Origin of the sequence: Pseudomonas sp. NPDC089743 (assembly GCF_044748785.1) — a bacterium.
Taxonomy (GTDB): domain Bacteria; phylum Pseudomonadota; class Gammaproteobacteria; order Pseudomonadales; family Pseudomonadaceae; genus Aquipseudomonas; species Aquipseudomonas putida_X.
This window is the reverse complement of record NZ_JBIVGS010000003.1, coordinates 489,366-510,889: the sequence shown is the minus strand read 5'-3', so window position 1 is coordinate 510,889 and position 21,524 is coordinate 489,366. Positions and strand designations below refer to the sequence as shown.

The 21,524-nt window shown below is 63.6% G+C and carries 18 protein-coding genes; 13 read left to right on the top strand and 5 right to left on the bottom strand.

Translation table 11 applies throughout. The features are described 5' to 3' along the window. Positions 1-27 precede the first annotated feature (27 nt). The gene (gene dapC, locus ACIPZC_RS09190; protein WP_400626344.1) at positions 28-1,224 is read left to right on the top strand and encodes a succinyldiaminopimelate transaminase; all 1,197 of its coding nucleotides are present in this window, start codon (positions 28-30) and stop codon (positions 1,222-1,224) included. Between the two features lie 60 nt (positions 1,225-1,284). Here the strand turns inward: dapC and ACIPZC_RS09185 are convergent, their stop codons facing one another. Then, positions 1,285-2,931 carry a Na+/H+ antiporter gene (locus ACIPZC_RS09185; RefSeq protein ID WP_400626342.1) on the bottom strand — a complete coding sequence of 549 codons (1,647 nt, stop codon included), beginning with the start codon at positions 2,929-2,931 and terminating at the stop codon, positions 1,285-1,287. A gap of 435 nt (positions 2,932-3,366) precedes the next feature. Here ACIPZC_RS09185 and ACIPZC_RS09180 point away from each other — a divergent pair, with 435 nt between their 5' ends. From ACIPZC_RS09180 to ACIPZC_RS09165, 4 genes are all read left to right on the top strand, one after another. Continuing rightward, a complete protein-coding gene (locus ACIPZC_RS09180) occupies positions 3,367-3,714 on the top strand; it encodes an ArsC family reductase (protein WP_241804440.1) in 348 nt (115 codons plus the stop codon). Between the two features lie 42 nt (positions 3,715-3,756). Then, positions 3,757-4,791 (top strand): 2,3,4,5-tetrahydropyridine-2,6-dicarboxylate N-succinyltransferase, encoded by a 1,035-nt coding sequence (gene dapD / locus ACIPZC_RS09175; RefSeq protein WP_241804406.1) that lies wholly within the window; start codon positions 3,757-3,759, stop codon positions 4,789-4,791. An 82-nt stretch (positions 4,792-4,873) separates the two neighbouring features. Continuing rightward, positions 4,874-6,079: a cysteine desulfurase gene (locus ACIPZC_RS09170; RefSeq protein WP_400626340.1), complete on the top strand. Its 1,206-nt coding sequence runs from the start codon at positions 4,874-4,876 to the stop codon at positions 6,077-6,079. Continuing rightward, positions 6,076-6,486: a SufE family protein gene (locus tag ACIPZC_RS09165; protein ID WP_400626338.1), complete on the top strand. Its 411-nt coding sequence runs from the start codon at positions 6,076-6,078 to the stop codon at positions 6,484-6,486. The genes ACIPZC_RS09170 and ACIPZC_RS09165 overlap by 4 nt, the downstream gene beginning before the upstream one ends. A 20-nt stretch (positions 6,487-6,506) precedes the next feature. On the opposite strand, the gene tcdA is transcribed toward ACIPZC_RS09165, so the two are convergent. Further along, positions 6,507-7,316 carry a tRNA cyclic N6-threonylcarbamoyladenosine(37) synthase TcdA gene (tcdA, locus tag ACIPZC_RS09160; protein ID WP_400626336.1) on the bottom strand — a complete coding sequence of 270 codons (810 nt, stop codon included), beginning with the start codon at positions 7,314-7,316 and terminating at the stop codon, positions 6,507-6,509. Positions 7,317-7,448: 132 nt separating this feature from the next. Between tcdA and ACIPZC_RS09155 the strand changes: the two genes are divergently transcribed. The 4 genes from ACIPZC_RS09155 (at position 7,449) to ACIPZC_RS09140 (ending at position 12,504) form a co-directional block, all read left to right on the top strand. Then, on the top strand, positions 7,449-10,040 hold the full coding sequence (locus tag ACIPZC_RS09155; RefSeq protein ID WP_400626334.1) for a glycosyltransferase: 2,592 nt from the start codon (positions 7,449-7,451) through the stop codon (positions 10,038-10,040). Positions 10,041-10,145: 105 nt separating this feature from the next. Next, entirely contained in the window at positions 10,146-11,297 is a 1,152-nt protein-coding gene (gene dapE, locus ACIPZC_RS09150; protein ID WP_400626332.1) for a succinyl-diaminopimelate desuccinylase, read from the top strand. Then, entirely contained in the window at positions 11,297-12,109 is an 813-nt protein-coding gene (locus tag ACIPZC_RS09145) for a putative RNA methyltransferase (RefSeq protein WP_400626330.1), read from the top strand. Before dapE ends, ACIPZC_RS09145 begins: the two co-directional genes overlap by 1 nt. 17 nt (positions 12,110-12,126) lie before the next feature. Next, complete coding sequence (locus tag ACIPZC_RS09140; RefSeq protein WP_241804399.1) at positions 12,127-12,504, top strand: hypothetical protein; 378 nt, start codon at positions 12,127-12,129, stop codon at positions 12,502-12,504. Between the two features lie 85 nt (positions 12,505-12,589). Here ACIPZC_RS09140 and ACIPZC_RS09135 read toward each other — a convergent pair whose 3' ends face one another. Beyond that, on the bottom strand, positions 12,590-12,799 hold the full coding sequence (locus ACIPZC_RS09135; protein ID WP_012315914.1) for a cold-shock protein: 210 nt from the start codon (positions 12,797-12,799) through the stop codon (positions 12,590-12,592). A 231-nt stretch (positions 12,800-13,030) separates the two neighbouring features. Between ACIPZC_RS09135 and plsB the strand changes: the two genes are divergently transcribed. From plsB to ACIPZC_RS09115, 4 genes are all read left to right on the top strand, one after another. Next, positions 13,031-15,517 (top strand): glycerol-3-phosphate 1-O-acyltransferase PlsB, encoded by a 2,487-nt coding sequence (gene plsB, locus ACIPZC_RS09130; protein ID WP_400626328.1) that lies wholly within the window; start codon positions 13,031-13,033, stop codon positions 15,515-15,517. A 79-nt stretch (positions 15,518-15,596) separates the two neighbouring features. Further along, positions 15,597-15,965, top strand: a complete 369-nt coding sequence (locus ACIPZC_RS09125; RefSeq protein ID WP_400626326.1) for a YbaY family lipoprotein — start codon at positions 15,597-15,599, stop codon at positions 15,963-15,965. A 73-nt stretch (positions 15,966-16,038) separates the two neighbouring features. Next, a complete protein-coding gene (locus ACIPZC_RS09120; RefSeq protein WP_241804396.1) occupies positions 16,039-16,437 on the top strand; it encodes a YbaY family lipoprotein in 399 nt (132 codons plus the stop codon). Between the two features lie 33 nt (positions 16,438-16,470). Next, entirely contained in the window at positions 16,471-17,160 is a 690-nt protein-coding gene (locus tag ACIPZC_RS09115) for a DUF4197 domain-containing protein (protein ID WP_267818257.1), read from the top strand. Between the two features lie 36 nt (positions 17,161-17,196). Here ACIPZC_RS09115 and ACIPZC_RS09110 read toward each other — a convergent pair whose 3' ends face one another. Both ACIPZC_RS09110 and ACIPZC_RS09105 read right to left on the bottom strand, forming a co-directional pair. Then, positions 17,197-20,262, bottom strand: coding sequence for an efflux RND transporter permease subunit (locus ACIPZC_RS09110; RefSeq protein WP_400626323.1), 3,066 nt, complete (start codon positions 20,260-20,262; stop codon positions 17,197-17,199). Positions 20,263-20,268: 6 nt separating this feature from the next. Further along, positions 20,269-21,369, bottom strand: a complete 1,101-nt coding sequence (locus ACIPZC_RS09105) for an efflux RND transporter periplasmic adaptor subunit (protein WP_400626321.1) — start codon at positions 21,367-21,369, stop codon at positions 20,269-20,271. Positions 21,370-21,524 lie beyond the last annotated feature (155 nt).

The window sequence follows — 21,524 nt, the reverse complement described above, 5'->3', positions numbered from 1 at the left end:
TTAGACGATTGACGAGACCTTGCGCCGATGAACCATGCCTTGACCCAGCTTCAGCCCTACCCGTTCGAGAAACTCCGCGCCCTGCTGGGCAGCGTGAAGCCTGCGGTGGACAAGCGCGCCATCGCCCTGTCGATCGGTGAGCCGAAGCACGAATCGCCGGCGTTCGTAGCCCAGGCCATGGCCGACAACCTCGACAAGCTGGCGGTCTACCCCAGCACCATCGGCCTGCCAGCGCTGCGCCAGGCCATTGCCCAGTGGTGCGAGCGCCGCTTCGGCGTACCGGCCGGCTGGCTGGACGCAGACCGCCATGTGCTGCCGGTCAACGGCACCCGTGAAGCGCTGTTCGCCTTCACCCAGGCTGTGGTCAACCGCGCCGATGATGGCCTGGTGGTCAGCCCCAACCCGTTCTACCAGATCTACGAAGGCGCGACCCTGCTCGCCGGCGCCACGCCGCATTACCTGCCGTGCCTGGAAAACAACGGTTTCAACCCGGACTTCGATGCCGTGCCCGCCGAGGTCTGGAAGCGCTGCCAGATCCTGTTCCTGTGCTCACCGGGAAACCCCACCGGCGCACTGGTACCGATGGTCACCCTGAAGAAGCTGATTGCACTGGCCGACGAGCACGATTTCGTCATCGCCGCCGACGAGTGCTACAGCGAGCTCTACTTTGACGAAGACGCCCCACCACCGGGCCTTCTCAGTGCCTGCGCCGAACTGGGCCGCAGTGATTTCAAGCGTTGCGTGGTATTCCACAGCCTGTCCAAACGCTCCAACCTGCCGGGCCTGCGTTCGGGCTTCGTTGCCGGCGATGCGGAAATCATCAAGCCGTTCCTGCTCTACCGCACCTACCATGGCTGCGCCATGCCAGTGCAGACCCAACTGGCCAGCATCGCCGCCTGGCAGGATGAAGCGCATGTGCGCGAGAATCGCGACCAGTACCGCGCCAAATACGATGCCGTGCTGGATATCCTGCAGCCCGTGCTGGACGTACAGCGGCCCGATGGCAGCTTCTACCTGTGGGCCAAGGTGCCGGGGTGCGATGCTGACTTCACCCGCGACCTGTTCGAAGCCCAGCATGTGACGGTGGTGCCTGGTTCGTACCTGTCGCGCGAAGTGGACGGCGTGAATCCGGGGGCCGGGCGGGTACGCATGGCACTGGTCGCACCGTTGGCCGAGTGCATCGAGGCGGCTGAGCGGATTCGTGCGTTCGTGCAAAACCGTTGATCGAGTGAGTGCCGCACTGTAGCTCGAACGCCGGCTTACCGGCGCTTGAGCTACAGCGGCTCATTTGACTGCCCCCAGGTTCGCCTCGCTCAAGTCCAGCTCACCCAACACCTGCCGTACCACCTCGTCGCCTACCAGGTGCTGGCGATGCAGGTTATACAACTCCAGGCGCTGCGCCCTGAGCGCCCGCAGGCGCAGGCGGCGCTCCAGCAAATCCATCTGCTCTGCCAAGGCCCTCGCCTCGGCCGTGTCGTTGTAACTGTCCAGTTCATCGCGGTACTCGGCCATCAACCGTGCCTTGAGCTCCGTGGCCAGGGTCGCCTGCGCCGCATCCTGAGGGGCGCTGGCATCAATCACTTCCTCGGCCTCCAGGGCATGAATGGCAGCCTCGGCCGTGCGCCGCCAGGCTTCCTGCACCTCCTGATGCAGCCGCTCGTCCGGGCTGCGGGTGACACCTTTCAAGAGAAAAGGCAGAGCCACGCAGGCGCTGACCAGCGAAAGCAAGATGACGCCCGCCGCGATGAAAATCAGCAGGTCGCGCTCTGGGAAATCCTGGCCAGCCCCGATCAGCAGCGGTATCGACATCACACCCGCCAGCGTCACGGCCCCGCGCACCCCACCTAGGGTCAGCAGCCAGCATGAGCGCGCGGTGGGCATCAGTACCAGTGCCGGTTTGCCCCGCCAGCGACGCACGACCCCAACCGCCCGCCAGATGCTTTGCACCCAGATGAAACGCAGCAGGATCAGCGCCGCGAAGATCGCCAGCACATCCAGGCAACGCCAGGCCAGTGTCGGCCAGAGGGTAGGCTCATGGCTGACCACTGCCTTGATGATGTCCGGCAATTGCAGGCCCAAGAGGAGGAAGATCAGGCCATTGAAGGCGAATTCCAGCAGCGACCAGACACTACGGTTGAGCAGGCGGGTGCTGGTCTGGCGCGGCAGCAGATCCAGCCAGCTCTGCATCATGCCGGCGGCGACCGCCGAGAGGATGCCCGATACCCCAAGGCGCTCGGCCAATACATAGGCGGCAAACGGCAGCAGCAGCATGAATACCACGTGAGTGGCCGGGTCATCCCAGCCACGGGCGATCATCCAGGCGCGCAGCCTGCCAATCAGCCAGCTCAGGGCCACACCCACCGCCAGCCCGCCGATGGCGACCAAGACAAAACTGAAACTGGCATCGGCCAGTGAAAATACGCCGGTGATCGCCGCTGCCAGCGCGAACTTGAAGGTCACCAGGCCAGAGGCGTCATTCATCAGCGCCTCCCCCTGAAGCATGTGCATCAGGGGAGTGGGGAGGCGGTCCTGGGTGATGGCCGAGACGGCCACGGCGTCGGTCGGCGACAATACGGCCGCCAGGGCAAAGGCGACCGCCAGCGGGATACTCGGCAGCAGCCAATGGATAAAGTAGCCGGCACCGACCACGGTGAACAGCACCAGCCCTACAGCCAGCGCCACCACCGGCCCGCGGATGCGCCACAGTTCGCGTTTGGGGATGCGCCAGCCGTCGGCAAACAGCAACGGCGGCAGGAACAGGAAGAGGAACAGTTCAGGGTCCAGGGCCACATGCAGCCCCAGGCTCGGCCAGGCCAACAACGCACCGGCAGCGATCTGCACCAGCGGCAGCGGCAACGGGATCACCCGCCCGACCAGTTTCGACACGCTTACCAGCGTCAGCAGGATGAGGACGGTATAGGCGGACTGCATCCGTTAAAGCTTCCTTTGTGAACCGAAATCAATCCAGGCGAAAGACCGCCATGGAAACAACATGTTAGCGCTGTGTGGCAACCCTGGGCCGCTGCACGAAAGTCGCAGGCGGCGCATGAATATGTAACATGATGATACCCGCCTAACGTACAGATGCTGACACTTGCATCCACAGTTGTAATGAAATCCTGCACTTGCATACGCCTACCCCCGAGTGCTGGCTCAACTTGCAGAGCACCTACCCGCTGCGCACAGCCAGGCAGCAATAGGGCAATGAAATCATCCAGCCCGTTCACCGTTTGGTCGCTCAAGACACATCCTGACCCGTCGTCAGGGCGCCTCGGGCGTGGCGCACCGAGGATCGTTCCCGCATAATCGCGTGACTGACATTCGGAAATGGAGAGATTGGGGCAGCCTGTGACCCCAATGCACACAATGACCTACACGCTCTACGGCATCAAAGCCTGCGATACCATGAAAAAAGCGCGCACCTGGCTCGAAGATCAAGCCATCGCCTACGAATTCCATGACTACAAGACTCAAGGCATCGACCGTGACAGCCTGAACCGCTGGTGCGACGAGCACGGCTGGGAAGTGATCCTCAACCGTGCCGGCACCACGTTCCGCAAGCTCGACGATACCAGCAAGGCCGACCTCGACCAGGCCAAGGCCGTCGAGCTGATGCTGGCCCAGCCGTCGATGATCAAGCGGCCGGTGCTCGACCTTGGCGCGCGCACCCTGGTCGGTTTCAAACCTGACCTGTACGCCGCTGCGCTGGCCTGAGTCCATCTACGCATCGCCCCCTATTTCGCACGAGGTAATCATATGTCCACTACCCTGTTCAGCCTGGCCTTCGGTGTCGGCTCCCAGAACCGCCAGGGCACCTGGCTGGAAGTCTTCTACGCACAGCCGCTGCTCAAGCCGAGCGCCGAGCTGGTCGCCGCTGTTGCGCCGATCCTCGGCTATGAAGGTGGCAACCACGCCATCACCTTCAGCAATGCCCAGGCCGCGCAACTGGCCGAAGCCGTCAAAGGCATCGATGCCGCCCAGGCAGCCCTGCTGACCCGCCTGGCCGAAAGCCACAAGCCGCTGGTCGCCACCCTGCTGGCCGAAGACGCTGCCCTGGCGTCGACCCCAGAGGCCTACCTGAAGCTGCACCTGCTGTCGCACCGCCTGGTCAAGCCGCACGGCGTGAGCCTGGCAGGCATCTTCCCGCTGCTGCCGAACGTCGCCTGGACCAACCAGGGCGCCGTCGACCTGGCAGAGCTGGCCGAACTGCAACTGGAGGCGCGCCTCAAAGGCGAGCTGCTGGAAGTGTTCTCGGTGGACAAGTTCCCGAAGATGACCGACTACGTGGTCCCGGCCGGCGTGCGTATCGCCGACACCGCCCGCGTGCGCCTGGGCGCCTACATCGGCGAAGGCACCACGATCATGCACGAAGGCTTCGTCAACTTTAATGCCGGCACCGAAGGCCCGGGCATGATCGAAGGCCGTGTATCGGCCGGTGTATTCGTCGGCAAGGGTTCGGACCTGGGCGGCGGCTGCTCGACCATGGGCACCCTGTCCGGTGGTGGCAACATCGTCATCAAGGTCGGTGAAGGTTGCCTGATCGGCGCCAACGCCGGCATCGGCATCCCGCTGGGCGACCGCAACACCGTCGAAGCTGGCCTGTACATCACAGCCGGCACCAAGGTAAACCTGCTCGACGAAAACAATGAGCTGGTCAAAGTGGTCAAGGCGCGCGACCTGGCTGGCCAGACCGACCTGCTGTTCCGCCGCAACTCGCTCAACGGCGCCGTCGAGTGCAAGACGCACAAATCGGCGATCGAGCTGAACGAGGCGCTGCACGCCCACAACTGAGAACTCCCCAAGGGTTCGAAGTGTTAAGATCGGGTCTGGCGCACTCACGCCAGACCCGATTTTCATTCCAGGCCCCGTGATCATGTTCCAGCCCTCCCCCTGGCGTGCCGATTTCCCCGCCATCGACGCCCTGCAACGCCAGCACCAGACCTACCTGGACAGCGCTGCCACCACCCAGAAGCCCCAGGCCCTGCTCGATGCCCTGAGCCACTATTACGGCCACGGCGCTGCCAACGTGCACCGTGCCCAGCACCTGCCGGGCGCACTGGCGACCCAGGCGTTCGAAACCAGCCGCGACAAGGTCGCCGCCTGGCTCAACGCTGGCGAATCGCGGCAGGTCATCTTCACCCACGGCGCCACGTCGGCCCTGAACCTGTTGGCCTATGGCCTGGAACACCGTTTCGAGGCAGGCGACGAAATCGCGGTGAGCGCGCTGGAGCACCATGCCAACCTGCTGCCCTGGCAACAACTGGCGCGGCGGCGCAACCTGCGCCTGGTGGTGCTGCCACTGGATGAGCAGGGCCGCATCGACCTTGAGCAGGCGCTGCAGTTGATTGGCCCGCGTACTCGCGTGCTTGCGGTCAGCCAGTTGTCCAACGTGCTCGGCACTTGGCAGCCGCTGCCAGCGTTACTCGCCCATGCCCGGGCCCAAGGGGCGCTGACGGTGGTCGATGGCGCCCAGGGCGTGGTGCATGGCCGCCACGATGTTCAGCAACTGGGCTGTGATTTCTACGTATTCTCCAGCCACAAACTGTATGGCCCGGAAGGCGTCGGCGTACTTTATGGCCGTGTGCAAGCGCTGGAACTGCTGCGCCACTGGCAGTTCGGCGGTGAAATGGTACAGCTGGCTGACTACCAGAGTGCCAGCTTCCGCCCCGCACCGCTGGGCTTCGAGGCTGGCACCCCGCCGATCGCCGGGGTGATCGGCCTGGGGGCGACGCTCGATTACCTGGCCAGCCTCGACGGCCAGGCCGTCGAGAACCACGAGACCCACCTTCATCATCACCTGCTGCGCGGGCTGGCCGACCGTGACGGGGTGCGGGTGCTGGGCGCGCCACAGGCTGCCTTGGCCAGCTTTGTCATCGAAGGCGTGCACAATGCCGACATCGCCCACCTGCTGACAGAGCAAGGCATTGCCGTACGTGCCGGCCATCACTGCGCCATGCCACTGCTCAAGGGGCTGGGGCTCGAAGGCGCGATTCGGGTATCGCTGGGCATGTACAACGACAGCGATGACCTGCAACGTTTCTTCGATGCCCTCGATCAAGGCCTGGAGCTGTTGCGATGAGCCTGCCAGTACGCGCCCAGGCAGTATTGGAGCGTTTCGGGCAGGCCCGCGGCTGGGAGCAGCGTGCCCGGCTTCTGATGCAGATGGGTGAGCAACTGGAACCGCTGAGCGATACGCAAAAAGGCGAGGACAACCGCGTGCACGGCTGTGAAAGCCTGGTATGGCTGGTAGCTGAACAGCACGACGGCCAGTGGCAGTTCAAGGCGAGCAGTGATGCGCGACTGTTACGTGGCCTGCTGGCAGTGCTGCTGGTGCGGGTGCAAGGGCTGGACAGCCGCGAACTGGCGGCGCTTGATCTGCGCGAGTGGTTTACCCAGTTGGGGTTGGAGCGGCAGTTGTCGCCATCGCGCAGCAATGGCCTGCATGCAGTGTTGCTGCGCATGGCCGAGCTGGTTTCAGACCACTGAACCCAGCTCGGCCGTGCGCCTCACTCGGCCTTGACCCGCTCTGACGGGCGCCGGGCGCCAGCCACCAGCTTTTCCACGGCCTTGCTCGCCGCCACCATGCCAAAGGTCGCCGTCACCATCATCACCGCGCCAAAGCCCCCGGCGCAGTCAAGGCGCACACCCTCGCCCACGAAGCTCTTCTGCAGGCACACGCTGCCATCGCCCTTGGGGTAGCGCAGCTGTTCGCTGGAGAACACACACGGCACCCCGTAATTGCGGCTGACGTTGCGCGAAAAGTTGTAGTCACGCCGCAGGGTCGAACGTACCCGCGATGCCAGCGGGTCGTTGAAGGTCTTGTTGAGGTCGCCGATCTGAATCTGTGTGGGGTCGATCTGCCCCCCTGCGCCGCCGGTGGTGACGATCGCGATCTTGCGCCGCCGGCACCAGGCAATGAGCGCCGCCTTGGCCATCACGCTGTCAATGCAGTCGACGACGCAATCGAGCTGCTCGGTGATGTACTCAGCCATGGTGTCGCGGGTGACGAAGTCAGCCACCGCATGCACCGTGCAGGCCGGGTTGATCGCACGCAGACGCTCGGCCATCACCTCGACCTTGGGGCGCCCCACCTGCCCTTCCAGGGCATGGGCCTGGCGGTTGGTGTTGCTGACACAGACATCATCCAGATCGAACAAGGTGATCTCACCCACGCCACTGCGCGCCAGCGCCTCGGCCACCCAGGAGCCCACTCCGCCGATACCGACGACCGCCACGTGGGCCCGGTTCAGGCGTTGCAGCCCCTCGTCGCCGTACAGCCGGCCAACGCCGGCAAAGCGTGGATCTTCTGTGCTCATGTTCGTACCCCGAAGCTCATACCGCCAAAACGGCGCGCATTATAGGCCAGCAGCGCCGATGACCTCCATCGTTAGGAAAACACCTACTGATCCTGCTTTAATGTCCTACTACCTCGACAGATATGGACGACAATGTCATCTCGCAAATTCGGCTTGAACCTGGTGATTGTCCTGGCCATCGCCGCACTGTTCACCGGGTTCTGGGCGCTGGTCAATCGGCCGGTTTCTGCGCCGGCCTGGCCTGAGCAGATATCAGGTTTCTCGTACTCGCCATTTCGCCTGGGGGAAAGCCCGCAAAAAGGCCAATACCCAAGCGACGCCGAGCTGCGCCAAGACCTGGAGCAGATGAGCACGCTGACCGACAGCATCCGTATCTATACCGTCGAAGGCACCCAGGCCGATATCCCGCGCCTGGCTGAGGAGCTTGGGCTGCGCGTCACCCTGGGCATCTGGATCAGCCCGGACCTGGAGCGCAACGAGCGAGAGATCGCCACCGCCATCGAACTGGCCAACACCTCGCGCAGTGTGGTTCGCGTGGTGGTCGGCAACGAAGCGCTGTTCCGCGAAGAAGTCACGCCCGAAGCCTTGATCCAGTACCTCGACCGGGTGCGAGCCGCAGTCAAGGTGCCGGTCACCACCAGTGAACAGTGGCACATCTGGAAGGAACACCCGGAACTGGCCAAGCATGTCGACCTGATCGCCGCGCACATCCTGCCCTACTGGGAGTTCGTGCCCATGAAGGATTCCGTGGAGTTCGTCCTGGATCGGGCCCGTGAGCTGAAACAACAGTTCCCGCGCAAGCCATTGCTGCTCTCGGAAGTCGGCTGGCCGAGCAACGGCCGCATGCGCGGCGGCGCCGACGCGACCCAGGCCGACCAGGCCATCTACCTGCGCACGCTGGTCAACACCCTCAACCGCCGCGGCTACAACTATTTCGTCATCGAAGCCTACGACCAACCCTGGAAAGCCAGTGACGAGGGCTCGGTGGGCGCCTACTGGGGCGTATTCAATGCCCAACGCCAGCAAAAATTCAATTTTGAAGGGCCGGTGGTGGCGATACCGCAATGGCGTGCGCTGGCGGTCGCCTCGGTGGTGTTGGCGATGATCGCCCTGACCATATTGCTGATCGACGGCTCGGCCTTGCGTCAACGCGGGCGGACGTTCCTCACCTTCATCACCTTCCTCTGTGGGTCAGTGCTGGTGTGGATCGGTTACGACTACAGCCAGCAGTACAGCACCTGGTTCAGCCTGACTGTCGGCGTGCTGCTGGCGCTGGGCGCGCTCGGCGTATTCATCGTGCTATTGACCGAGGCGCACGAGTTGGCCGAGGCCGTGTGGATTCACAAGCGCCGCCGGGAGTTTCTGCCAGTCCAGGGCGACAGCGCCTACCGGCCCAAGGTCTCGGTGCATGTACCGTGCTACAACGAACCGCCCGAAATGGTCAAACAGACGCTCGACGCCCTGGCCGCCCTGGATTACCCGGACTACGAAGTGCTGGTGATCGATAACAACACCAAGGATCCAGCCGTTTGGGAGCCGCTCAAGGCCCACTGCGAAAAGCTCGGCGAGCGCTTCAAGTTCTTCCACGTCGCGCCGTTGGCCGGGTTCAAGGGCGGTGCGCTGAACTACCTGCTGCCGCACACCGCCAAGGATGCCGAAGTGATCGCAGTGATCGACTCGGACTACTGCGTGGACCGCAACTGGCTCAAGCACATGGTGCCGCATTTCGCCGACCCGAAGATCGCCGTGGTGCAGTCGCCCCAGGACTACCGCGACCAGCATGAGAGCGCCTTCAAGAAGCTTTGCTACAGCGAGTACAAAGGCTTCTTCCACATTGGCATGGTCACCCGGAACGACCGTGACGCGATCATTCAGCACGGCACCATGACCATGACCCGGCGCACCGTGCTGGAAGAACTGGGCTGGGCCGAATGGTGCATCTGCGAAGACGCCGAACTGGGCCTGCGGGTGTTCGAGAAAGGCCTGTCGGCTGCCTACGCCCACAACAGCTATGGCAAGGGCCTGATGCCCGACACCTTCATCGACTTCAAGAAGCAGCGTTTCCGCTGGGCCTATGGCGCCATCCAGATCATCAAGCACCACGCCGCCGCCCTGCTGCGCGGCAAGGGCAGCGAGCTGACCCGTGGCCAGCGCTATCATTTTCTGGCCGGCTGGCTACCCTGGGTCGCCGATGGCATGAACATCTTCTTCACGGTCGGTGCCCTGCTCTGGTCGGCGGCGATGATCATCGTGCCGCACCGGGTCGATCCCCCCCTGATGATCTTCGCCATCCCGCCACTGGCGCTGTTCTTCTTCAAGGTCGCCAAAATCATCTTCCTTTACCGCCGGGCGGTCGGGGTCAACCTCAAGGACGCATTCGCAGCGGCCCTGGCGGGGTTGGCACTGTCGCACACCATCGCCAAGGCGGTGCTGTACGGGTTCTTCACCAGCAGCATGCCGTTCTTCCGCACGCCGAAAAATGCCGACAGCCATGGGCTGCTGGTCGCGATTTCCGAAGCGCGCGAAGAACTGTTCATCATGCTGCTGCTGTGGGGAGCGGCAGCCGGGATCTACCTGGTGCAAGGGTTGCCGAGCTCGGACATGCGCTTCTGGGTCGCGATGCTGCTGGTGCAGTCACTGCCCTACCTGGCGGCGCTGGTAATGGCACTGCTGTCGTCACTGCCCAAGCCCGAGCACAACATGGCCGAGCCTCAGGAGGCTTGAGCATCGCGGGGCCGCGCAGCGGCCCAAAGCCCCGTGCCGACAAACCTTGTTTGATATAAGATAACGCCCCTCGTTTTTCCGCCTTGCCTTGCCCCGGAGTTCCCCATGACGGCCCCAGCCGAGCTCTCGTCCACCCTCCAACTGGCCTGCGACCTGATCCGTCGTCCCTCGGTCACCCCTGTCGACGCCGACTGCCAGGCGCAGATGATGAACCGCTTGGGCGCCGTGGGCTTCCAGCTCGAACCGATGCGCATCGAAGACGTCGACAACTTCTGGGCCACCCATGGTCACCAGGACGGGCCGGTGCTGTGCTTCGCCGGCCACACCGATGTGGTCCCAACCGGCCCGGTACAGCAGTGGCAGCATGAGCCGTTCGAGGCACTGATCGATGCCGATGGCATGCTCTGCGGGCGTGGCGCTGCTGATATGAAAGGCAGCCTGGCCTCCATGGTGGTCGCCAGCGAGCGGTTCGTGCAGGACTACCCGAACCACCGCGGCAGGGTCGCGTTCCTGATCACCAGCGATGAAGAGGGCCCGGCACACCATGGCACCAAGGCTGTGGTCGAGCGCCTGATCGCGCGCAACGAGCGCCTGGACTGGTGCATCGTCGGCGAGCCGTCGAGCACCAGCCTGCTCGGTGACGTGGTCAAGAACGGCCGCCGTGGCTCGCTTGGCGCCAAACTGACCGTGCGCGGCAAACAAGGCCATGTGGCCTACCCGCACCTGGCACGCAACCCGATCCACCTGGCCGCGCCAGCGCTGGCGGAGCTGGCCGCCGAACACTGGGATGAAGGCAACGCGTTCTTCCCACCGACCAGTTTCCAGATCTCCAACCTCAATTCCGGTACCGGCGCCACCAATGTGGTGCCGGGTGATCTGACCGCGCTGTTCAATTTCCGCTTCTCCACCGAGTCGACGGTCGAAGGCCTGCAGGCGCGAGTCTCGGCAATCCTCGACAAGCATGAACTGGACTGGTCGATCGACTGGGCGCTTTCGGGCCTGCCATTCCTCACCGAGCCCGGTGAACTGCTCGATGCCGTTTCGGCCAGCATCAAGGGCGTCACCGGCCGTGATACTCAGCCGTCCACCAGCGGGGGCACGTCCGATGGCCGGTTCATCGCCACCATGGGCACCCAGGTCGTCGAACTGGGCCCGGTCAATGCAACCATCCACCAGGTCGACGAACGCATCCTGGCCAGCGACCTCGACCTGCTGACCGAGATCTACTACCAGACCCTGGTGCGGTTGCTCGCCTGATGCTCGCCTGCCCTATTTGCCAGGCGTCACTGACGCGGCTCGACAACGGTGTGGTGTGCCCGGCCGGCCACCGCTTCGACCGTGCCCGCCAGGGTTACCTGAACCTGCTGCCTGTGCAGCACAAGAACAGCCGTGACCCTGGCGACAATCAGGCCATGGTCGAAGCGCGCCGGGACTTCCTCGATGCCGGCCATTACGCGCCCGTGGCCCGTCGCCTGGCTGAACTGGCCGCCGAGCGCCAGCCTGGCGCCTGGCTGGACATTGGCTGCGGCGAAGGCTATTACACCGCGCAACTCGCCCAGGCCCTGCCACAGGCCGACGGCTACGCCCTGGACATCTCGCGGGAGGCCGTCAAACGTGCCTGCCGCCGCGACCCTTCGGTCACCTGGATGGTCGCCAGCATGGCCCGCGTACCCATGGCCGATGCCAGTTGCCAGTTCATCGCCAGCGTGTTCAGCCCGCTGGACTGGGCCGAGGCCCAGCGCCTGCTGAGCCCGGGTGGCGGCCTGATGCGGGTGGGCCCGACCAGCGGCCACCTGATGGAATTGCGCGAAGTGCTCTACGATGAAGTACGTCCTTATGCCGACGACAAACACCTGGCCCTGGCCCCCCAGGGCATGGCCCATACCCACAGCGAAACCCTTGAGTTCCGGCTGAGCCTGGCGGCCCCCAAAGCCCGGGCCGACCTGCTGGCCATGACCCCACACGGCTGGCGCGCCAGTGCCGAGAAACGTGCGCGGGTGATAGACCAGCCCGAGCCCTTCGACGTCACGGTTTCGATGCGTTATGACTATTTCGTGCGCCAAGACTGAGCACACCTGGAGCCCTTATGCGCCAACCTGATATCGAGATCTACCTGAAGGACGCTGACGTCGACCACAAGCAGATTGCCCAATGGCTCGGCGAAGCGATTGGCCCCTGCAGCGAATGGCAGCAGAAAGGCCAGACCTTCAAATGCAAGGCCGGTAACATTCCGGTCACCTGGTTACCCAAGGCTGTAGGGAAATGGAACAGCCTGTACCTGGAAAGCGACCAGACGCCATGGGACGATGACGTCGCCTGCGCCCGCGCCGCATTCGCCGCACTGGGCGTGGAAGTGCGCTGCGCGCCAGGTGGCTGGGTCGAGGAAGATGGCGAGGAAGATGCCGATCGCTGGATCCGCATCAGCGCTGACGGTGAAGAGGAGATCACCTGGCGTACCTCGTGAGCAGCACGCTACAAAAGGGTTCGCATCAGGCTGCAAGTTACACGGTCAACTTGCAGCTTGAAGCTTGAGGCTCGAAGCGCAGGACTCAGAGCCCTACGACGTCCTCGGCTTGCAGGCCTTTCTGGCCCTGCACGCAGGAGTACTCGACCCGCTGCCCTTCGACCAGGGTACGATGCCCCTCACCGCGGATCGCCCGATAATGGACGAATACATCCGCACCACCTTCGCGCTGAATGAAGCCAAAGCCCTTGGCATCGTTGAACCACTTTACATTCCCAGTCTCACGAGACGACATCTGAACTACTCCGGATTTTTATTGTGAAGATCGCCTTGTAGACACAGGGTTTCCTCCCTGTGTCGACGCCGCTTGCCGAAATATCCTGCAAGTGGCAGGCCGAGTATATGCCACAGAACAAATAATTTTCATGACCGCCGCGCCCTTTGCAGGATTTTGCTGAACTTACGCAGATACGGCAGACTAACCGTTTGCACATTCACTGAACATCACACCCAGGGCACACACCCCATGACCCGTTCTCCCCTGCGCCGCCTGATCTTCGGCGCTCTGCGTCGCCTGTTGTACCTGTGGGTGCGCTCCGAGACCATCAACCAGTCCGCCATGAGCCTGCAGCTCGACCGCAGCCGCCCGGTGTTCTATGCCCTGCCCTCGCCATCGCTCACCGACCTGGCCGTACTCGACCATGAGTGCACCAAGGCGGGGCTGCCGCGCCCGGTACTGCCGGTAGCGGTGGGCACGCTGCACGAGCCGGCCGGGTTCTTCTACCTCACGCCCGACCCGGACTGGCTCGGCCGCCACGACAAGCGCGGCGCGCCCCCCACCCTTGAGCGGGTGATTGCAGCGGTCAGCCAGCATGCCGAAGAAGACGCACAGATCATCCCGGTCAGTGTGTTCTGGGGCCAGACGCCTGCCAGCGAATCGAGCCCGTGGAAATTGCTCTTCGCTGACAGTTGGGCGGTAACCGGGCGCCTGCGCCGGCTGCTGACGATCCTGATACTGGGGCGCAAGACCCGCGTGCAGTTCTCGGCGCCTATCCAGGTGCGTGAGCTGGTGCAGCACAACAAAGGCCATGAACGCACCGTGCGCATGGCCCAACGCCTGATGCGCGTGCACTTTCGCAACCTCAAGACTGCGGTGATCGGCCCGGACATCTCGCACCGGCGCAATCTGGTCAAAGGCCTGGTCCACGCGCCACTGGTACGCCAGGCCATCAGCGAACAAGCCCAACGGGAAAACATTCCCCTGGCCAAGGCTGAAGCACAGGCCCTGCGCTACGGCAACGAGATCGCCTCGGACTACACCTACACCGCGATCCGCTTTCTGGAAGTGGTGCTCAGCTGGTTCTGGAACAAGATCTACGACGGTATCAAGGTCAACCACATCGAGCAGGTGCAGGGCATCGCACCGGGCCACGAAGTCATCTATGTACCGTGCCATCGCAGCCACATCGACTACCTGCTGCTGTCGTACCTGCTGTTTCGCAACGGCCTGACGCCACCGCACATCGCGGCCGGCATCAACCTCAACATGCCAGTGATCGGCAGCTTGCTGCGCCGCGGCGGCGCCTTCTTCATGCGCCGCACCTTCAAGGGCAACCCGCTGTACACCGCAGTGTTCAACGAATACCTGCACACCCTGTTCACCAAGGGGTTCCCGGTCGAGTACTTCGTCGAGGGCGGGCGCTCGCGCACCGGGCGCATGCTGCAACCACGCACGGGGATGCTGGCGATCACCTTGCGCAGCTTCCTGCGCTCATCGCGCACACCGATCGTCTTCGTGCCGGTGTACATCGGCTACGAACGTGTCCTGGAAGGCCGCACCTACCTGGGTGAACTGCGTGGCGCCAGCAAGAAGAAGGAGTCGATCTTCGACATCTTCAAAGTCATCGGCGCGCTGAAGCAGCGTTTCGGTCAGGTCTACGTCAACTTCGGCGAACCGATTCGCCTGGCAGGCTTTCTCGACCAACAGCAACCCGGCTGGCGTGAGCAGGCACTTGGCCCGCAGTTCCGTCCGGCCTGGCTGAACGAGACCACCACCCGCCTGGGTGAAACCGTGGCCCGCCACCTCAACGAGGCTGCAGCGGTCAACCCGGTCAACCTGGTGGCCCTGGCGTTGCTCTCCACCAGCCGCCTGGCACTGGACGAAAGTGCCCTGATCCGGGTGCTGGACCTGTACCTGGCCCTGTTGCGCAAGGTCCCCTATTCGCAGCACACCACCCTGCCCGAGGGCGACGGCCAGGCGCTGATCGAGCACGTCAGGGGCATGAACCTGCTGGCGGAGCAGAAAGACGCCCTGGGCCGCATCCTCTACCTGGATGAAGCCAATGCGGTGCTGATGACTTATTACCGCAACAACGTCCTGCACATCTTTGCCTTGCCGGCGTTACTGGCAAGCTTCTTCCACAGCAGCTCACGGATGAACCGTGACCTGCTCGGGCAGTATGTACACGCGTTGTATCCGTACCTGCAGGCCGAGCTGTTCCTGCGCTGGTCACCCGAGCAACTGGACGAGGTGATCGACCAGTGGCTGGCCGCGTTGGTCGAACAGGGGCTGCTACGCCAGGAGCAAGACAGCTACATTCGCCCTGCGCCGAGTTCGCGCCAATTCGTCCTGCTGACCCTGCTGGCCCGCTCCATCACCCAGACCTTGCAACGTTTCTACATGGCCACTTCGCTGCTGCTCAACAGTGGGCAGAACACCCTCAGCGCGGAAGAACTCGAAGACCTGTGCGTGATGATGGCTCAACGCCTGTCGATCCTGCACGGTCTCAATGCCCCGGAGTTCTTCGACAAGACCCTGTTCCGCCACTTCATCCAGACCCTGGTCGAGCAGGGCGTGTTGCGCCCGGACGGCAATGGCAAGCTGGGCTATCACGACAAGCTGGGAGAGCTGGCCGAGGGCGTGGCCAAGCGCGTGCTGTCAGCCGAGCTGCGCCTGTCGATCCGCCAGGTGGCGCTGCACCGTGATGAGCCGGCGGACATCGTGCAGGGGTAGATTTTCAGCCTGCGCCCGGTCCTTGAAAGGGATCAACATCGATTCGCTGCACCCCACATCCCTTTCAAGGACTATCAATATGCCTCAGATCAAATCGGTGACCGTCGAAATCACCTGCTCGGACTCCACCACCCCGCCGGCGGCAGCCCTCGTCAGATTGAGCTTGGCTGATGTTTCGCTAGCAGATGCGCCGTCCACCCCTGTTACCGAACTCGATCTGCGCTGGGGAAGCGGTTTTCCGATCACCCTGCCGCTGCCCTTTGACTGGAGCCAGATCAACCAGAAACACGAATATGCCATCGAAGCGCGCATCGAGAATGATGGGCAACTGGTGTACATCAACACCACGAACTACACGCTGAAACCAGGCGTAGGCACCTATCAGGTTGAGGTCGAGAAGGTGCACTCGGTCGCTGAAGGTCTCCACGGCGGCAACCTCATGGGTTGACCACCTGCCCTGGAAAATCCGTTAAAGTCCTTGGGGTTGGCCACAAGCCAACCCCAAGGACTTTGGAGACTCCATGAAAAAGCTCGTAATGCTGTGGTGCGCATCCCTGCTCGCAGCCTGTTCCACCCACACCCCGCCACCCCAGGCCAGCCTGGATGGCGAAGTCTTCTACCTTCAGCGCATCGCCCTGCCGCCCGCGGCCACCTTGAGCGTGGAACTGCAGGACGTATCGCTGATGGACGCCCCCGCCGTCACCCTGGCGCGCCAGGCCGGCCCGGTCAAAGGCAACGTACCGCTGCCGTTCCACCTCACCTACGACCCCGCCCAAGTCAAGCCCGGCCACCGCTACGCGGTCAGCGCGCGCATCGAACTGGGCGGCAAGCTGCTGTTCATCAACACCGAACACCACGGCGTCGAGCTCGATGGCAGCGACGCCCAGCCGGTACGGATCAAAGTCGATCCCGTACGCTGATATCCGCCTACTTCTGTTGAAAGGGACCCTTTCATGATTCGCTCCTCCCTGCGCTTCACCGCCCTGTGCGCCGGCCTGCTGCTGTCCGCCAGCGCCCTGGCCCTGTCACTGGGCGACCTGACCCAGAAGGACGCCACCGGCGGCCTGAAAGATGCACTCACCCAAGGTGCACAGGTCGCCGTCAAGCAATTGAGCACCCCCGGTGGTTTCAGCAACAACCCGGATGTGCGCATCGAACTGCCAGGCAACCTCGGCAAGGCCGCCAAGGCCATGAAGATGTTCGGCAAAGGTGACCAGGTCACGGCCCTGGAAGACAGCATGAACAAGGCCGCGGAAGCGGCGGTGCCGCAAGCCCAGGCGATCCTGGTCGATGCGGTGAAGAACATGAGCGTGACCGATGCCAAGGGCATCCTCAGCGGGGGCGATGATTCGGCCACCCAGTATCTGAACAAGAGCAGCCGCGAGAAGATCCGCGCCAAGTTCCTGCCCATCGTCAAGGCAGCGACCGACAAGGTGGGCGTAGTTCAACAGTACAACGCCTTTGCCGGCCAGGCGTCAGCCCTGGGCCTGGGCGATGCCAAGAGTGCCAATGTCGAGAGCTATGTGACCGAAAAAGCCCTAGACGGCCTGTTTGAAATGATCGCCAAGCAAGAACAGAGCATTCGCCAGAACCCCGCACAGGCAGCTACCAGCCTGGCCAAGAAGGTATTTGGCGCCCTGTGACCCGCGAAGGGAGGGCTATGCCCTCCCCCGCAGCCTTCAGCCCTTCTTCACCCTGAACCACGCCGCATACAGTGCCGGCAGGAACAACAGGGTCAGCACCGTGGCAACGATCAACCCGCCCATGATCGCCACCGCCATCGGCCCGTAGAACACGCTGCGCGACAGCGGGATCATCGCCAGCACCGCTGCCAGTGCGGTCAGCACGATTGGCCTGAAACGTCGCACGGTAGCCTCGATGATCGCCTGCCAACGGTCCAGCCCCGAGGCGATATCCTGCTCGATCTGATCCACCAGGATCACCGAGTTGCGCATGATCATCCCCGCCAGGGCAATGGTGCCAAGCATGGCGACGAAGCCGAACGGCTGGCGGAACACCAGCAGGAACAAGGTCACGCCGATCAGCCCCAGTGGCGCCGTGAGGAACACCATCACCGTGCGCGAGAAGCTGCGCAGCTGGATCATCAACAAGCTGAGCACCACGACGATGAACAGCGGCATGCCGGCGTTCACCGACTTCTGCCCGCGCTCGGAGTCCTCGACGGTGCCGCCCACTTCCAGCAGGTAGCCATCCGGCAGCTTGTCCTTGATTGCCTGCAAGGTCGGGGCAATCTGCTTGACCAGGGTCGCCGGCTGCTCCTTGTCATAGATGTCGCCGCGTACCGTCACCGTCGGCAAGCGGTTACGGTGCCAGATGATGCCTTCCTCGAAGCCATAGTCCAGGGTCGCTACCTGCGACAGCGCCACGCTCTGGCCGTTGTCGGTGGGCAACGCCAGGCTGCCGAGGTTGCCCAGTTCGCCACGCTCCTTCTGCGTGCCACGCAGGAGAATTTCGATCAGCTCGTTGTCCTCCCGGTACTGGCTCACCGTGGTGCCGGTGAGCGAGCTGCGCAGGAAGCTCGACAGGTGCGCGGTACTTACGCCAAGTGCACGCGCACGGTCCTGGTCGATCGCCAGGAACACCGCCTTGCTTGGCTCTTCCCAGTCCAGGTGCACGTTCACCACATGGGGGTTTTCACGCACCTTGTCCGCCACCTCGCGGGCCAGGGCGCGCACCTTCTCGATATGCTCGCCCGTGACCCTGAACTGCACCGGGTAGCCCACCGGCGGGCCGTTCTCCAGGCGGGTGACGCGGGCGCGCAGGTCGGGGAATTGCTGGTCCACCGTGTCGATCAGCCAACTGCGCAAGCGCTCGCGCTCCTCCAGGGACGTGGCCAGCACGACGAACTGGGCAAAGCTGGCGGCGGGCAGTTGCTGGTCCAATGGCAGATAAAAACGCGGCGACCCGGTGCCTACGTAGGCCACATAGTTGTCGATACCATCCTGCTGTTTGAGCAGGGCCTCAAGCTGCTTGACCCGCTCGGCGGTATTGCCCAGCGACGCGCCCTCGGCCAGTTTGAGGTCGACCATCAGTTCTGGGCGGCCGGACGCCGGGAAGAACTGCTGCGGCACGAAGCGGAACAACGCAATGCTGCCGACAAAGGCTGCGATGGTCAGCAGGATCACCGTCTTGCGCCGCCGCACGCACCACTCCACTACACGTCGCACACGCTGGTAGAACGCGGTGGCATAGGGGTCCGGCGCATGCCCGTTACCGTCATGACGGGCGGCATGCAGCTTGGCCAGGTCCGGCAGCAACCGTTCGCCCAGGTAAGGGACGAACACCACGGCCACCACCCACGAGGTGAGCAACGCAATGGTCACCACCTGGAAAATAGAGCGGGTGTACTCACCCGTACTGGACGCTGCCGTGGCAATCGGCAGAAAGCCGGCAGCGGTAATCAGCGTACCGGTCAGCATCGGAAAAGCCGTGCTGGTCCAGGCGTAACTGGCAGCCTTGAACCGGTCGAAGCCCTGCTCCATCTTGATCGCCATCATTTCCACGGCAATGATCGCGTCGTCCACCAGCAGGCCCAGGGCCAGCACCAGCGCCCCCAGCGAGATCTTGTGCAGGCCGATACCGAAATAGTGCATGGCGGCAAACGTCATCGCCAGCACCAGGGGTATAGCCAGGGCCACCACCAGACCGGTACGCAGCCCAAGCGAGAAGAAGCTCACCAACAGCACGATGACCAGCGCCTCGACCAGCACCTGGACGAACTCGCCCACGCCCGCCTTGACCGCAGCCGGCTGATCGGAGACTTTGCGCAGCTGCATCCCGGCCGGCAGGTTGCGCGCCAAGCGTTCGAACTCACCTTCCAGTGCCTTGCCCAGCACCAGGATGTCGCCGCCATCCTTCATCGACACAGCCAGGCCGATCGCGTCTTCACCCATGAAGCGCATGCGCGGCGCGGGAGGGTCATTGAAGCCACGGTACACCTCGGCGACATCGCCGATACGGAAGGTACGATCCCCTACCCGGATGGGGAACTGGCGAATCTGCTCGACGCTGTCGAACTGGCCACTGACGCGCAGTTGCAGACGCTCGCTGGGGGTTTCGAAAAAGCCCGCGGTGCTCACCGCGTTCTGCTCTCGCAGCGCTTGCTGCACGGCCTCCAGCGGCACGCCCAGGGTGGCCAGCTTGAGGTTGGACAGCTCGATCCAGATTTTCTCGTCCTGCAGGCCGATCAGTTCGACCTTGCCCACGTCCTTGACACGTTGCAACTGGATCTGGATGCGATCTGCATAGTCCTTGAGCACGGCGTAGTCGAAGCCGCTACCGGTGAGCGCATAAATATTGCCGAAGGTGGTACCGAACTCGTCATTGAAGAACGGCCCCTGGATTTCCGGGGGCAGGGTGTGGCGGATATCCGCGACCTTCTTGCGGATCTGGTACCACAGCTCGGGGATGTCCTTGGAATGCAGCGAGTCCCGGGCCATGAAGGTCACTTGCGATTCGCCGGGGCGTGAGAACGAGACGATCCTCTCGTACTCGCCGGTTTCCATCAGCTTTTTCTCGATGCGCTCGGTCACCTGGCGCGACACTTCCTCGGCCGTTGCCCCCGGCCACAGGGTACGGATGACCATGGCCTTGAACGTAAAGGGCGGATCCTCGCTCTGCCCCAGCTTGGTGTAGGACATGGCGCCAATGGCAGCCAGCAGGATCATCAGGAACAGTACGATCTGGCGATTGCGCAGCGCCCAGGCGGAAAGGTTGAAACCCATCGGGACTTACTCCTTGGCCGTCAGGTTCACCACACGGTTGGTACGGTCCACCGGCCGCACCTCCTGCCCCTCGCGCAGCACGTGGCCGCCGGCGGCCACCACCCAGTCGCCAGGGTTCAGGCCTTCGAGTACGGGAACAGTGTCACTGCCATAAGGCCCCAGGCGCACGGCGGCACGCTCCAGGCGACGGTCCTGGTTGACCCGCCAGACGTATGCCTGACCGTTTTCCGCGGTGACCGCCGAGAGAGGTACAGCCAGTGGGATCAGCCCGTCATGGGCAATGTATACCCGTGCGCTCTGCCCAAGGTCGGCAGGCACCTTGGCCGAGTTGAAGGCGATGCGTGCGGCGAAGGTACGTGAACGGGGGTCGGCTGCAGGCGACAACTCCCGGATACGGCCCTCAAAGCGCTCATTGCCCCGCGACCACAGCTCGACACTGACCTGCTGGCCAACGGCGAAGCGGGCGAACTGCTGCTCCGGCACGCCGATGACGACTTCGCGCTCACCGTCGGCCGCCAGTGTGAATACCGTCTGCCCGGCAGCCACCACCTGGCCGACCTCGACCTGACGCTTGGCGATCACGCCGGCCTGGGGCGCCCGCAACACGGCGTAGCCGGCCTGGTTGCCAGCCACGTCGAATTCGGCTTTGGCCTGCTTGAGGCGCGCGAGCCCGGCCCGGTAGAGGTTCTCGGCGTTGTCGTACAGGGAATGGCTGACCATCTGCCGATCCAGCAACGTGCGGTAGCGGTCACGCTCGGCGCGTACCAGCGCCAGGTTGGCCTCGGCGGCCGCCAACTGGGCGCGGTTGGCCTCAAGTTGCAGGCGCACATCCTGGGGGTCGAGCGCTGCCAGTGGCTGATCGGCTTTTACCCGCTGCCCCTCATCGACCAGGCGTTTGCTGACCTTGCCAGCGATGCGGAACGCCAGCTCCGGCTCGAAACGCGCTCGCACCTCGCCAGGGTAGCTGTCGGCTGAGGCTTGGGCCGGCTGCGGCTGGACCACCAGCGCAGGGCGGGGAGCAGTGGGCGGGGCGGCTTGCTGCCCGCAGGCGGCCAGCAACAACGCGGCAGCGGCAGGCAGAGCGAGGCACAAGGCATGACGCAACATGATGAATCCTTTCGCGACGAGCGCATCGAATATTTATACTGTCGAGTATATTAAATCAGGGAACCGAAGCCGGGAAGCCAGCGTCGGAAAGAAAATCAGCGCTAAGGATGGGCCATTCCCTGAAGCCGGAAGGCAAACGAGCCGGTAAGATGGGG